Source organism: Rubritalea sp. (genome assembly GCF_051252225.1).
Lineage (GTDB): Bacteria > Verrucomicrobiota > Verrucomicrobiia > Verrucomicrobiales > Akkermansiaceae > Rubritalea.
Map to the genome: position 1 here is coordinate 351,727 of NZ_JBPOGE010000002.1, position 15,529 is coordinate 367,255.

9 protein-coding genes are annotated in these 15,529 nt (G+C 49.9%); 7 read left to right on the forward strand and 2 right to left on the reverse strand.

Translation table 11 applies throughout. The annotated features are described in order from the left end of the window. Positions 1-4 precede the first annotated feature (4 nt). From ACSHX2_RS04050 to ACSHX2_RS04070, 5 genes are all read left to right on the forward strand, one after another. Positions 5-706 (forward strand): PEP-CTERM sorting domain-containing protein, encoded by a 702-nt coding sequence (locus ACSHX2_RS04050; RefSeq protein WP_435690820.1) that lies wholly within the window; start codon positions 5-7, stop codon positions 704-706. A gap of 124 nt (positions 707-830) precedes the next feature. Continuing rightward, a complete protein-coding gene (locus ACSHX2_RS04055; protein WP_435690822.1) occupies positions 831-1,718 on the forward strand; it encodes a hypothetical protein in 888 nt (295 codons plus the stop codon). A gap of 129 nt (positions 1,719-1,847) precedes the next feature. After that, a complete protein-coding gene (locus ACSHX2_RS04060) occupies positions 1,848-3,371 on the forward strand; it encodes a sialate O-acetylesterase (protein WP_435690824.1) in 1,524 nt (507 codons plus the stop codon). Positions 3,372-3,392: 21 nt separating this feature from the next. Next, positions 3,393-4,844, forward strand: coding sequence for a sulfatase-like hydrolase/transferase (locus ACSHX2_RS04065; protein ID WP_435690826.1), 1,452 nt, complete (start codon positions 3,393-3,395; stop codon positions 4,842-4,844). Between the two features lie 130 nt (positions 4,845-4,974). Beyond that, a complete protein-coding gene (locus tag ACSHX2_RS04070; RefSeq protein WP_435690828.1) occupies positions 4,975-5,763 on the forward strand; it encodes a PEP-CTERM sorting domain-containing protein in 789 nt (262 codons plus the stop codon). 709 nt (positions 5,764-6,472) lie between these two features. Here ACSHX2_RS04070 and ACSHX2_RS04075 read toward each other — a convergent pair. Together ACSHX2_RS04075 and ACSHX2_RS04080 are read right to left on the reverse strand one after the other, a co-directional pair. Beyond that, positions 6,473-10,408 carry an immunoglobulin-like domain-containing protein gene (locus ACSHX2_RS04075; protein WP_435690830.1) on the reverse strand — a complete coding sequence of 1,312 codons (3,936 nt, stop codon included), beginning with the start codon at positions 10,406-10,408 and terminating at the stop codon, positions 6,473-6,475. 83 nt (positions 10,409-10,491) lie between these two features. Further along, on the reverse strand, positions 10,492-11,535 hold the full coding sequence (locus tag ACSHX2_RS04080; protein ID WP_435690832.1) for a helix-turn-helix domain-containing protein: 1,044 nt from the start codon (positions 11,533-11,535) through the stop codon (positions 10,492-10,494). 534 nt (positions 11,536-12,069) lie between these two features. Here ACSHX2_RS04080 and ACSHX2_RS04085 point away from each other — a divergent pair. Beyond that, entirely contained in the window at positions 12,070-13,542 is a 1,473-nt protein-coding gene (locus tag ACSHX2_RS04085) for an arylsulfatase (RefSeq protein WP_435690834.1), read from the forward strand. A gap of 155 nt (positions 13,543-13,697) precedes the next feature. After that, the gene (locus ACSHX2_RS04090) at positions 13,698-15,167 is read left to right on the forward strand and encodes an arylsulfatase (protein ID WP_435690836.1); all 1,470 of its coding nucleotides are present in this window, start codon (positions 13,698-13,700) and stop codon (positions 15,165-15,167) included. The last annotated feature ends 362 nt before the right edge of the window (positions 15,168-15,529 follow it).

Consider the following 15,529-nt stretch of genomic DNA (forward strand, 5'->3'; position numbering starts at 1 on the left):
ATTTATGAAAAAACTCTACACTCTCGGAGCTTGCCTACTCATGGCTGGTGCAGCTCAGGCTGCTACTCTCACCATAGACCTCAACCTCGCAATAACAGATTCTACCGTCACTACAAATTACAGTATTGGCGGCGCCACATTTGACCTTGTATATACTCTTGGTTCCACTAGCAAAGCTGAAACGACTTCAGAAGTATGGGGTACTCTATCTCAAATTGGCGTGAACTGGTCGGGTGATGTAGGCGGAGCTTTTGACGGAATCAATGACGCTAATGGACATCGAAACACCATCGAAGGAGCTGACAGTGAAGGCCTTTCATTCACAGGACTCCAACTTACCAATTTCGTAGCAGGCTCAAGTGGCCTTACCATGGCAGACTTCACTGACCTCACTTTTTCCTCAATCACCACTAACAATGGAGGTAATAATGGGGATTTCATCGCTACTTCTTTCGATAGCTTTGGAGGAAATACAGTAAGTACAAACCTCAAAAACCTCCCAGCCACGAACACTCTCGACCTCACAGCGCTATCTAACTACTCAGCACCAGCAACAGATTTATATGCACAAGCTACCGGTTCTGCTCGCTGGGCAGTCACAGGAGTTGCCGTAACACTTGAATCCCCAATCAACGTTCCAGAACCATCTAGCTCAGCGCTTCTTGGCCTCAGCGGTCTCGCTCTCATCCTCCGTCGCCGCAAGTAAGCTGATTGCATTTCAATTTTCAAAAGCGTGGGTGAGTCGGACACTCCCCGCGCTTTTTTTGTAACTGCTCCACTGGATCACGGTACAAAGGCTACCCACCTCAAGCTCCCACCCCTCACCCAAGATGAAAAACCTAGTACACTCCATCGCCCGACTCTCACTTTTCTTCAGCGCCTTCGCACTCTCTACAGCAGCCTTACACGCCGAACTTCTTTACCAAGATTCCTTTACAAGTGACGGGCTCGCTAAAAACAAAGGAATTGGTGGAGGGATGCTCAATCGCACCATTTTCGCCCGCAAATGGGTCGATGATGGCAACTTATCCCTTTCCACCAAAGGCTCACATTTCCGTAATCGAGGCATCGCCTACACTAAGCAGGCTTGGAAATCTGCCAATGGTTTCAAGCTCGATGTCACTTACCAAATCATCGGCGGCAAAGGGGGAGTTGGCGGCAGCACGCTCTCCTGGGGGCTGATCAGTACCGACACCGACCTGACCAGCTACGGCAAAGGCGGCGTCTCTGAGGACTCCACCGGCTATAGCCCATTCGGAGACGAAGACGCTGAAGCACTCAAGGTCTACAGCATTGGTATCTGTGCGATGGCATTCGACCCAGACATACAAGGATTCAATTTTGTCAACGGCAGCACAGTAACTGTCTTAGACCGTGCTGGCGACAATACCCAGTTCCCTGATGCGTCTCCTTCTGGCTCTGTCACTCCGTCCGGCCCAGTGGCGGTTTCCTTCAGCATTCTTAGCAATGGCAACGGTGGCGCGAGCTGGACCTACTCCATTGACGGAACAACTGAAGCGTCAGGGGAAATGGCTAGTTTCGACTTTTCTAAAGAATACCGCTTTGCCGTCTATGGCCGTGACGACAACCGCCACGTCCAGCTCGATTCAGTCACCCTCACAGAGCTCACCAGCGAATCCAGCCTCCCTAAACCAATCAAGCAATCCGCCTTGATCGACTTTGGCTCCGGCACTCTGATGCTGCACCACGATAAATAACGCGCTCGCAACAGAAAGCTCGCGCAATTCTCTCAAAATGCCTTCCATGCCCTGAGCGTATGGAAGGCATTTTTCTCTCTATGATGATAGATTAATGAATGTTTTTCCGTTAAGAATCGAAAGTCACATATGAAGAATCATCCTTTCAAGAAATTAGCAGCTGTCTCCTTCGTGGCAGCTCTGATTCCAAACTCTCTGATGGCGGAGCTAAGCGTCGCCTCCCCCTTCACCGACAACGCCGTCCTTCAGCGCGACATGCCCGTCCCAGTCTGGGGCACCGCTGATGCAGGAAGCACCGTCACCGTCGAATTCGCAGGGCAAAAAAAATCCGCCCAAGCCGATGCCGAAGGCAAATGGAAGGTCAAACTCGCCCCACTAGAAGCCAACGTGCAAGCGCAAGAGCTCAAGGTCTCCAATACTGAAGACCAGCTCACACTCAGCAACATCCTCGTCGGCGAAGTCTGGATCTGCTCCGGCCAGTCGAACATGCAGATGGGGATCACCCCAGATGTCCGCCCACTAGAGCGCAAGGCCACCAATATCCGCAGTTTTGAAGTCAAAAAAACCGTCGCATTCACCGAGCAAGATCAGCTCGAAGGCCAATGGAGCACAAAGGTTCCCGGCAGCGCCGTCGCATTCTCTTTCGCTTACTCTCTCGAACAAAATGCCGACGTCCCCGTGGGCATCATTCTAAGCTGTTGGGGCAGTTCTTCGCTCGAGGCCTGGATGCCACGTGACATGACCGAGACCGTCCCCCACTTCAAAACCATGATCGACGAGTTCGACGCCAATACCGAGGCGCAGCAACAAATCACTGAAATCCTCAAGAAAAACCCGTGGAGCAAGAAAGACGATGTCTTCCTGCGCCGCCAAACTAATCTGCTCTACAATGCCATGATGCACCCGCTCGCACCCTACGCCTGCCGCGGCCTCGTCTGGTTCCAAGGCGAGCGCAACACCCAGTCAATGTTTGGCATGCTCGAAGAACCTTGGTTCTCGCGTAACTCCGGCATGCTCAAGTACGGCGACACCCTCACCGAATGGATCAAACGCTACCGCCAAGAATGGGACAACCCATCCATGCATTTCCTCGTCACCATGCTTCCTGGCTACTTCAAGGCACTTCCTACTGGCCCACAATTAGGCGCTGAACACCCCGCCACCCACTCATGGGCGTGGATGCGTGAGTCTCAGCTTAAAGCGCTCAATCTCCCCCACACCTCAGTTGCCAACACCATCGACCTTGGTGATATCAAAGACATCCACCCGAAAGACAAACTCCCCGTGGGCCAACGCCTCGCCCTTCTCGCAGTGCGCGACACCCTCGGCCAAGACATCACAGCTCAAGGTCCCGTTTTTAACAAAGTTGAGCTCCTAGACGACAAAGCGATCGTCCATTTCGACCACGCTGATGGATTGAAGACCACTGACGGCGAAGCTCCGACAGGATTCTGGCTCGCCGATGATTCGCAAAAGTGGGTCAAAGCCGATGCCGTGCTGAAAGGACAAACCGTCATCCTCCACTCTTCTGAGCTCAAAAAACCTCTCTACGTCCGCTACGCCTTCGCCGGCAAGCAAAGCGTCAACCTCGTCAATGCAGCCGGTCTACCAACCTACCCGTTCCGCAGCGACAATTTCCAACCAAGCAACTAATTTCCAACCCATTCATTCCATATGAAATTCATTTCAAAAACCTGCACAGCCCTCACCGCGCTTGCCCTCGGAGCCACAGTGCTACAAGCCGACACTTCTAAACCCAACATCGTCTTCATCTTCGCCGATGACATGTCCTACGAGACACTCGGCGCAGCAGACATGCTAGACATCGACACCCCGCACCTCGATAGCATGGTCGAATCTGGCACCAGCTTCACCCACGCCTACAATATGGGTGCCTGGGGTGGAGCCGTCTGCGCAGCCAGCCGCTCCATGATCAACAACGGCCGCTTCCTCTGGCAAGCCCAAGAAAGCACCAAGCCAGCCATTGAGAACAATCAAATGTGGTCACAGCGCATGCAGCAAGCTGGCTACCAAACCTACTTCGCAGGCAAGTGGCATGTTCCCGGTGCCAACCCAAATAATCTTTTCAATGTCACCAAAAACGTCCGCGCCGGTATGCCGAAGCAGACGCCAGCGGGATACAATCGCCCGAAATCCCCAGAAGACTACGCCAAAGGCTGGAAGCCATGGGAAACCAAATACGGCGGATTCTGGGAAGGCGGCAAGCACTGGAGCGAAGTACTCGCTGACGATAGCACCGAGTTCTTAGAAACCGCAGCAAAAGAAGACAAACCCTTCTTTATGTATCTCGCCTTCAATGCTCCGCACGATCCGCGCCAAGCACCGAAAGAATACATCGATCGCTACCCGCTCGACCGCATCAAGCTGCCCGTAAACTTCCTCGATCAGTACCCTTACGCCGATAAAATCTGTGGCCTCGGTCTGCGCGATGAAAAGCTCATGCCCTACCCTCGCACCGAGTACACGGTCAAAGTCCACCGCCAGGAATACTTCGCCCTCGTCACCCACATGGATGACCAGATCGGCCGCATTCTCCAAGCAGTCAAAGACTCAGGAAAAGCAGACAACACCTACATCGTATTCACCGCCGACCACGGACTAGCCGTCGGTCACCACGGACTCAGCGGCAAACAAAACATGTACGACCACAGCGTCCGCGTGCCCTTCCTCGTCGTAGGTCCAGATGTCAAAGCCGGAGCCCAGATCGACACACCTATCTACATCCAAGACATCCTACCCACCTCGCTCGCCCTCGCTAGCGCACCGAGCGACAACATCGACTTCAAAAGCCTTCTCCCTCTGCTCAATGACGAGGAGAAAACTCACTACGACTCCATCTACGGCGCCTACATGGACAAACAGCGCATGATCACCAAAGGTGACTGGAAATTCATTTCCTATCCAAAAGCAAATGTCGTTCGCCTCTTCAACACCAAGAAAGATCCGAACGAGATGAACGATCTCGCCAAGAACCCAGAATACGCCAGCAAGCTCGAAGAAATGCAACAGTCTCTCACCACTCTCACCACCGCACTTGGTGATCCACTATTAAACCCGAATTCTAAAGGCCCTAAAAAGAAGAAAGCCAAGAAGAGTTCCCACTAATGTTACACCCTCACAACTAACAAACCACACATTCAAACATGTGTTTACTCTAACCTCTTTACAAGAACCTACGGCACCTAAATAATCACCACTGTCTGGGATCTCCCCTATCACACAACAAATACAAAAAATGAAACAACTCCTCTACATTTCTGCAGCTGGCATCCTTGCTACTGCTTCATCACAGGCGGCAACACTCACCTTTGCCTCACTCAGCAGCTCACTAGCCAGTAACACACTCGCTATTGGTGGTTACACTATTGCAGACACTGAGCTAAGCGTTACAGGTGCTGCTAGCGGAAACGATTTCGTCTATACTATTGTATACACAGGTTCTAGTTACGATGGTGACGCTACTAACGACACGCTAAGTTTTGACGTTCTGGTACAAGGCTGGGCGGGGAGCGTAACAACTAACACCATGCTCGGTTCTGAAACTGAAGTCAGCAAGAACGGAGCCACTGCGACTATTGGTACAACTGACACAGCAGTTACAGTAAACGCTAATGGGTGGGCTGTTGCTAATGGCACAATGAACGCGGGCCAAACACTTCAGTTTAGCATCCTAAATGAAGCTTTAACTACAAGCACTGGATCTTACGATGTATCCCTAGGTAACTTTTTCGGATCACATGCTACAGAAACTGGTAATAGTTATGGTCACGTGGCTGTAATTGGTGAAGGTTCAGGCTTGTATGAGACTAGATGGAATCAAACAAACTACGAGATCACTGGCTTCTCTGAAGGTGACCCTCTTTACATCACCTCTGCGCAAATCACCGAAGCATCAGCTAACCCTCAGCGCTGGGTAACTAGAGAAATCGATTTCACCATGGAGGTCACAGCAGTCCCAGAACCATCCAGCACAGCGCTTCTCGGTCTTGGCGGTCTTGCATTGATCTTACGTCGTCGTAAGTAAGTTATCTTAGGTTTTAATTTCCAAAAGCGTGGGCGTAGTCATTAGACCACCCCACGCTTTTTTGTGTCCACTTCCCGACACACATACATACCAGCATGAGCCAGCCTTTTTCCTAGCTAGGGACGTCGCCGACGTCCAGCGGTAATGATATCTTAATACCCTAGAGGATCACAGACGGGAGAGACGTGCTCGAAACCAATCTCCTAACCATTACGGCTCAGAGAAGCGTACACAGCTAGACACCGACGGAGCGGTGTCTCTACCTAGGCGTCCAGCGATGATGATGTCTGAATACCTTAAAGAATCGCAATGGGTAAAGCGTGTTCGAAACCAATGGCCTGGCATTTGCGGCTCAAAGAAGGGTGCATTGCTAGACACCGACAGAGCGGTGTCTCTACCTAGACGTCCAGCTGTGACGATGTATTAATACCATGGAAGGTCGCAGATGGGTAAAGCGTGCTCAAAACCAGAGTCGTGACGTTTGCTGTTCTAAGTTCGGTGCACATCTGGACGTCGGCGGAGCGACGTCCCTACCTTCTCGTATCCATCAACACCCGATAACTCGATACAGCACAACTCTCCCACCTCGGCAAAGCCGAGGCTCATACAAGCCTGCGGTGAAGCGCTGAGCTCGAGCCGTAGGTATATCGGGTTGAATCACCGTGCTGGCTAAAAGCCAGCTTCATCAGCCGAATAGAATGAGTGTAACCTATTCGTTCAAGTCGACCTTGAACCTCCAAAAGAGTTTATCCTGAACTGAGCTTTGGTCGATGGTCACGATGATCGGTTCCACCCCATCAGTGATACTGCCAATCTCTACTTCCGGAGAAACGCTTCCGGTGAGCTTGATATCGGTCCACTCCAGGAGGTTCTCACTATATTGAAAAACCTGTGTCGTACTGCTGCTCGCAGCGGGATTACGACTGAATGAAAGAAGTAAGTTAGATCCAGATCTAAGCACTGAAGGCATCCATGCGTTTCTGGATTGAGGATTTCCGCCGAGAACAAATTCCACTCCATTCGGGATACCATCACGGTCAACATCTACCTCAAAACCAGCATTCTCGCCCACGAGTCCATATCCACTAATCCATGATGCGAATGCTTCCGCTTCTGGCACGTCAAAGACGACACCCGCAAGAGTCGGCCCACAGTCTGGTACGGCATCACGCGTTAGCCCTTCAATGGAAAAGCTCCCGGCAAAGGTATCGGGTAGGGTAACATCAAAAAAAACCATCCCTAACTCTATTCCTAGGGAGCGAACCTCAGCCAACACTTCACCTGAGTGAATCATTCGGAATGCGTCGGGATCCCAGCGGCCATCCGCATTCCCTTCATTCCCCGCCATTATACCTAGCCGAAATGATCTCGGGGCCGAGCTCGCTACAGAAAAGCTGAGCAACTCAGACCACATGCTAGCTGTATCATTCCTAAAGGTTCCTATCCCCGTGGAAGTCCAGTCAGGTACATTTTCTGCTATTGTTTCGGTCGGGTTATCAAAATCGGAGTATCCATCTAACACTACGATACTACTCGCAGAAGCGGTAATAGAGGTAATCCAAGCTGGTGTACCATCAGAGTTGCTACTCGCATTGCTCCCATTCCCATAGAAAAAATACCCCTCCGTCCCGTAGACATTATCACCATCGACATCTAGGGTTTTCACCTGACTCGTAGAGCGAAAGCTAGCGACTTCATCCCCCATAAGATCATAGCCCGCACCATCGCCTACAGGCGTAGCGCTGGGTGAATTACTCTTCACGACATTCACGCGGAAGATGTACGGAACGTACGTCACGCCATCACCCACGAGCAAAGTCACATCCACCTCACCTACAGCTCGCGCTACCAATGTGACTTGTCGGCTCACACCATCCCCAGTGATTAGGATGTCATCTAGTGCTAGAATGTTAGAGTCGCTAGTGAAGGCTGTGATCGTTAAGTCTGAGACCAATGAATCTTCATCAGCGAGCACTAAACCGATTGGAGTCGTCTCCTCGTCAATGATTGCCGACACAGCACTAGGCTGATTCATACTTGGAGCATGGCTCGCGAGCCCAACTGCGCTCTTCTCCTCTATAATTACTCCAGAAATGTTCGGCAGCCCACCGGAAGTGGCAGTGGTGAAATCGACAATGAGAGCTCCACTTCCATCCGTAGAAAGATTTGAAAGCAAGCCCACTTCATTCGCATTCTCACGAATATCGACAGTAGCAGATTGATTGCTGGATATGTGCGTCAGTGTGGATTCTAAGCTATTACCAGCCTCTGAGATATAGCCAGTGAAGTAGATGTCGTAGTATCGGTCATTCCGTAGATTCGTGAAATGCAACTGACAGGGATTCTCATGCGGGTCTCGAAGCCGCAGCCCTCTCTGAGTGACTACTGCAGGAAACGCTCCAATCTCACGGCCATTCCCAGTCCCGTTATTATGGGTTTTATAATGCTCTGAGGCACCGCCTTCTATGTTATCGATCGTCAGAACGTATCCCGTTGACTGGCTATCACTATCAAAGAGCTGAGTGATAGTTGCCTCCCCTTTTGAGTTGAGTAAACCTTGTGTGCTATTTGCCAGGTCAGTCCAGTCACTCAGATTTACTTGCCCATTTTGATGCATATTAATTTTGATCTCCTTGGTGATACTGACGTTGGAGTCTGAGACAATCACAGAACGAAACGACTCCTCAGAGATATTGCCTGCCGCGTCTATAACTTGATAGCTCAGCTGGTAATTCCCCAGCTGCTGCGAGTCATACTCCTCTCCCACCCACTCAACCACGACTTGGTCTGAGAGATCACCGTCCTTGTTATCAATAGCCGCAAATCCAGGCTCATAGTAGGGGGTTCCTTTTTTGAAGTTAGCAGCACCTCCAACTAGGGTGATCACTGGAGCCGTGAGATCGGAAGAAGTTTCGTTAGCTTCATTATAGGTAAGCCCCATCCCACGATAGTTGTAGTAGGTATCTTTTTCAATCCGCAGGTCAAATGGAGGTAGATCCCGGCCATCCCAAGTCAGCTGAGACCAGTAGGCCGGCGAGCTATTTGGATTATAATCACCTGCATGCGCTTGCACACACTCGAAGAACTTTGTGTTCCCAGCTGCATCATAGAAAATGACGATCTCTCCCAATGCGTAGGGAATGAACTCACCATTTTTGTTCACTTCGAAATCTGTCGGTGTATTATCATAGGCGGCAGCCCAGAAAGTAATGGTGCGCCAGTCAATTGCGTTCGAAAATCCAGAGTTTTTAAACTGAATGGTAGGAGCAGCCTGCTGGATATTGTTAGTCCTCGTGATGTTCCCACCATCCACCGTGCTGATAAAATAAAGATCCCGCCCGGCTGGATACATATTCCCCTCAAAGGTTATTGCGTTGTTATTGTTGGCGATCTTGAAAAATCCAGAATCATCTTCCTGCTCTACACTGATCGTATCATCAGTACCCGGAACAGTGATGTCTCCGTAAACATTATTTTTAAATAGATAAGGAGTGATCCCGTCACCCTGCCACATATAGCCCATGGTGGTGCGCCCAAAACCATAGAAATTATTCTCCATTGTTACCGGCTTATCCGCCGTCGGATCTGTCCGACCCGTAACGGTGCCTGAGTTTGCATCACGATAGCGAAACTGATGCAGTGCGCCGTTCGTCCCGATCAACAAGTTATTGCGAACCGTGACATCCCCTTCAGCGAAGGAAAGCTGGTGTAAATTATCTTGGAAACGAGCCTGGAAGGGATGACGGAAAAAGGTAGCCGAACCGAGACAGATATTATTCTCAATGACTGAACCTTCCGCGAGGTTATCGGTCTGTAGCGCCTCAGCCCCAGTGAATACTGTGATGTTATTTCTAAGAGTTAGCTTGGTAATATCCTGATCATACGCCTTGGTTGAGTAGGATATGTAGAAGGCCTCTCCCTCTCCAAAACCCGCAAAACAATCTTGAATATCCACCTCCACTTCTCCAGGTGCCGAAGGGTTATCTGTTTTAACATTAAATGAGGCAAAGTAACCACCCCAACTGGCCACATAGTCAATCTTCGTCGTTTTACAGCGATAAATCCGTACACCGTTACCGTAGCTATTGTGGTAGAGAATCCCCGACCACTTAGGATTCCCCCAGAGTCCATAGCGTTCGTAGTAATCGCCAGTTCCTAAGTTCTCTCCTCCATTATGACCTAAGTACGCAGCATCTCCAGTTTGACTCTCTAGATCGTATTTCCCAGTGAGATGGAGATGGTCGAAATTGTAGAGTTCGAGCGTACGGTAATGATTCGCTTCCTGGCTATTTCCCCAGCGCACTTGGCCTCCTAAGTTCGTGATGACAGTCGGGTTTTCTGCAGTACTCTCGCAGCCTTCGCCATTGATTAGGATGCGTTCGTAATCGCCAGCGTAGATCAAAATCTTTCTCCCCGCTGGAAGTTCTACTTTCAGGTGATTAGTCCCCGCCGCTGCGTAAATATCATCACCATTATCATTATTCCCCTGGAAGAAAATGTAATCGCCTTCGTTTACCGATGGCCAATAGTCAGCGTCTGCTACAGTCGCGTAGCGGTTGGTGGTCGTGTCCGGCGCAGCAAACAAAGAGTGCGGGAAGGACAATACAAAAAAGAGAAGTAGAAATAGCGTCTTGTGTAACATCATTAGGTGTAGGTTTGCCCAATAGACTGAACCATAAAGTGCTGCCCCGCCTCCAAATACGCTTAGAAGATCTCTAAAATCGCTTTTTAATCCTCTAAAACAGCTGATTTCAAACTATCTTGATACTCTTTCGGGCTTTTCCCTGTGATCTTTTTAAACACCGTGGAGAAGTAGTTCGAGTTACTAAATCCCACGTCAAAAGCAGTCTCGGTCACCGTTTTATTTTTTAGTAATCCCTTAGATTTCTCAATACGCTGCTTCGTAATATATTGGTTGAGCGTCTGACCTTCGACGTCTTTGAAGCCATTTGTCAGGTACGATTTACTCAGATGAAATGTACCTGCGATTGTATTAATTTTGAGGTCTTGCTCCAGATGGCATGAGACGTATTCTTTCACTTCTTGAATCACTTGAGCGCGCCGCTGATTCGGAATGTTGACGATAATTTCAGTGAGCTCCTGCGCTTCATGCTCGGTCACTTCTGTGAGAGTTTTTAAGTCCTGAGCTTGCTCAATTTTACTCAGATTCTCCTGATTTCTCTTCAACAGTTCCTCCACATCGCCACCAGACTCGATCGCGTCATCTGCAATCATGCTGAGGACCTCTCTGATCCGCATTTTATAGATTTCTAAATTCCCCCGAGAAGAGACTTCAAGACTCTCAATTAATTCTGAAACTCGCTCAGTAGTATTTTGGCTACCTCTAAGCACCTGTTTGCGGAGCTCGTCTTTGAGGAAGGAAGCCGTTTGGTTCAGATGATGGATATCCACATAAATGGCAGCCAAGAAAATCGAGGCAGACACGATAGAACCAAAATAATAAAGCCACCATTGTTTACTCAGAATCCCAATAACAAAGAGCACCGCAAATAAAATAGCGCTCGAGACAAAGGCCCTGCTCTTCAGATCACGCTGTCCTGAAACGATCAATTGGTATGAGCAAGGGAGTACGACTAAGAAGAGGGCCGCAGTAACCGCCATTACCTGACCCCATAGGAAACTCGGCTGAAATGCCGGGAAAATTTGCGGAGCATACCCCCCATCGGCACCAAAATACGTCCTCCATCCCAGACTAAAGAAGAGCATGTAAATACAGGATAGCACCACTCCCAGCACATAGATACTCAGCATCTTTGTTTTAGTGAAATCGAGCTGACAGAGCCTTGAGCTAGCTATGGTTAATGAGGGGAAACCTATCGAGAACAGTACGACCATTCTCGTCTGAATCAGCTTGGGGGTGGAAATATCTACCACCAATATATCCACTAAGTAACACGCCAGAAAGAAAATCATCGCCCCCAAGAACAGCGCTAAAAAAGCAAAGGACTCAACAAACCGCTTCCGAGCAATCATAAGGTAAAGCAGGCAGAACAAATAAAGCTGAATTGCGGTAAATGGCAGGATGCTTTCTGTTACTTGGAGCCAGCTCATAGGAGTTCATTACTGCCTGACCGCTAATCGGAAGACGCTGTTAGCATCCAGCGATAAGACGCACCGTCAAGAAGCCAGTTCCGAAATTTGTCATATCTCTCCCCAACGCACATAAATCCTTTCAATCCGCCGAAAGACTTGGCGAGCCCTAGCGTATTATGTATCCAATAAGAACAAAGTGAATAAGCTTAGGATACTCTCACTCTGTCTACACCCACAATCACAACAATGAAAATGAAACTTAATCTCGGGTTTGGCCTCGTCTTGGCTGCGACTCTCACAGCAGTCGCCACAGCGAAGTCCCTGGAAGGAAGTCGCCCGAACATCATCGTCGTCATCACAGATGACCAAGGCATGGGAGACCTCTCCTGCATGGGCAACGAAGTCGTCAAGACTCCCCACATCGACCGCTTTCATGACAAAGCAGTGCGCTTTACCGATTTTCAAGTCAGCCCTACCTGTGCTCCTACACGAGCAGCTCTCATGAGTGGCCGCGCTCCATTCAAAAACGGCGTCACCCACACCATTTATCAACGTGAACGCATGGCGCTCGATAGCTACACCCTCCCAGAAGTGCTCCAGTCAGCCGGCTATGCTACAGGTATTTTTGGCAAGTGGCACCTCGGCGACGAAGAAGAATACCTTCCCGGCAGCCGCGGGTTTGATGAAGTATTGATTCACGGAGCTGGTGGCATTGGCCAAGTAGGTCTCGGCGACTTCCCACCAAATAACAAAAATGTCTATTTTGATAATGTCTTGCTGCACAATGACACCATCGTGCAGACCAAAGGCTACTGCACCGATCTCTTCTTTGATGCTGGCCTTTCATGGATCAAACAGCAAGAAGCTACAGAAACCCCTTTCTTCGCATACATCGCTCTTAATGCTCCACACGCACCGCTCGTTGCTCCTGAAAAATACACCAAGCGCTTCCGCGAGCTTGGCTACGACAAGGGCACTGCTGGCCGCTACGGCATGATCGAGAACATAGACGACAACTTCGGCAAGCTCCTCGAAAACCTCGAGAAATGGAATGCACTCGACAACACCATCGTCATTTTCATGACCGATAACGGCGCGACCCACCTCAGTGGTAAGCTCAATGGAAAAAAACTGAAGCACTTCAACGCCAACCTCAAAGGCGGAAAGAACTCACCAGACGAGGGCGGCACTCACGTCCCAGCCTTCTGGCAGTGGAAGGGTGTTCTCCCAGAGAATGTGGATGTTGACTCACTAACAGCACATTTTGATTTCTACCCAACCTTCGCAGAATTAGCAGGAGCTAAATTACCTGAAGACATGCAGGAGCTTGATGGCCGTTCACTCATCCCGCTCTTGGAAGATTCAAAAGCTGAATGGGATGACCGCGAACTCTTCTTCCACTGTGGTCGCTGGAACCCAGGAAAACGCGATGCTGCCATCTATGAAAAGTGTGCAGTGCGCACCGACCGTTGGCGCTTGGTCAACAATAAGGAACTCTACGATATTTCCAAAGACCCCTTCCAAAAAGAAGATGTCGCTAGCGCCTACCCAGAAGTAGTCGAGCAACTCAGTAAATCTTACGATAAATGGTGGGCCTCCACGCTTCCATTGATGGTCAACGAAGGCCTACCTAAGCTCGGTAAAGAGGAATTCCCACTCTCAATCCGCTACAACAAGCAACTGGAAGAAAAAGGTATCCCTGAGTGGGCGCCAGAACCATTCTAAATGGTATAGGACCTGGACATCATTCCACCCCTCATCCGACTCTGCCATCGAAAGACTTGGCGGCATGTCGCATAATCATGTAAACACAGTGAATTAGCGAGAGACACCCGACACGTCTCTCGCTTCTTCCTTATAGCTTTTTCTAGCAACACAGTATGAAAATAAACCTAACACTCGGACTTCGCCTCGTCTTGGCCACAGCGCTCGTTACCGGTGCATCCGCGAAAACTTTAGAAGGCAGCAAGCCTAACATCATCGTAGTGATCACCGATGACCAAGGCATGGGCGACCTTTCCTGCATGGGTAACACCTTGGTGAAAACCCCGAATATTGATAAATTTTACGGAGGCGCGACTCGTCTCACTGACTTTCAAGTCAGCCCGACCTGCGCACCCACCCGTGCAGCTCTGATGAGTGGCCGCGCTCCATTTAAAAATGGCGTCACCCACACTATTCTCCAGCGCGAACGCATGGCTCTGGACACCTTCACACTGGCGCAGGCATTGCAAACTGCCGACTACTCCACCGGCCTCTTCGGTAAGTGGCATCTCGGTGACGAGCCAGAATACCTCCCGCAGAGCCGCGGATTCGATGAAGTCATCATGCACGGTGCTGGCGGAATTGGCCAGACTCAGTACGGCGATTTCCCAGTCAATGAAGAGAATGTCTATTTCGATAATGTCCTACTACATAACGACACCGTCGTGAAAACTAAGGGCTTCTGCACCGATCTTTTCTTCGATGCTGCAATGTCATGGATCAAACAACAGCAGACTACAGAGACCCCCTACTTCGCCTACATCGCAGTAAACGCTCCACATGGTCCATTCGTGGCACCCGAAAAATACAAGAAGCGCTTTCTCGAACTCGGTGCCTCAGAAGACTCCGCTGCACGCCTTGGCATGGTCGAAAATATCGATGATAACTTCGGCCGCTTAATGGCAAACCTTGAAAAATGGAACGCCCTAGAGAACACCATCGTCATCTTCATGACCGATAATGGTGCTGTAGGAAAAGGCTCTACCAAGGAGATTCCTTATTTCAATGCAGGCCTCAGAGGTGGTAAAAACTCTCCATTCGAAGGTGGCACCCATGTCCCATTTTTCATTCAGTGGAAAGGCATGCTCGGCCAAGGAGTCGACATTGATGCTCTCACTGCCCACCTCGACATCTACCCGACCGTCTGCGAGCTCGCAGGCGTTCAACTTCCCGCTGAAATGCAGGAACTCGAAGGCCGCTCACTCCTTCCATTATTTAAGAATGCCAATGCAGAGTGGGACGACCGAGAGCTCTTCATCCACTGTGGTCGCTGGCCAGAAGGGAAGCGCGAAGATTTCAAATACAAAAAATGCGCCGTCCGCACCCAGCAATGGCGCCTCGATAACAACAAGGAACTCTTCGACATTTCCAAAGACCCAGGTGAAACTAACAATGTCGCTTCTCAGTACCCAGAAGTGGTTGACCGCCTCCGTAAGTCTTACGACAAATGGTGGGACTCAGTCCAGCCACTCATGGTCAACGAAGGCCTCCCTACCATTAAGCCTGAAGACCAGCCTTTCAAGCACCGCTACGACAAGCAGCTCAAGGAATCTGGCATCCCAGAATGGGCTCCCGCTCCATTCTAGCAAACTAAGGAGGCGACAAAAACACTGCAGTAAACTCTAGGGCTGGGCCGCTCCAAAGCGTTCCCAGCCTTTTCTATCTCAAAAAACTACAGGATCTCTCAATCGCCGTAGGCGATCTATCATAGCAGGCTTTGGAGCAGGCGAAGCCAATCCATAGGCTGAAATGCACATCTCTCCTTGGCCGAAAGCCAAGCTCACCTTGCCAACTCATGAAAGAATCCTAGTGCGTGTAGCAGTAGAGTGGTGGTAACAATTCTATTCGCGGTTCACCTTGATCTAGCCTAATACCACTCTGCGATTCAAAAGAGACTAATGCTGGAGTGATTTCCTGGTCAATCAAGGCGTGACGAAGGAGCGGTGCG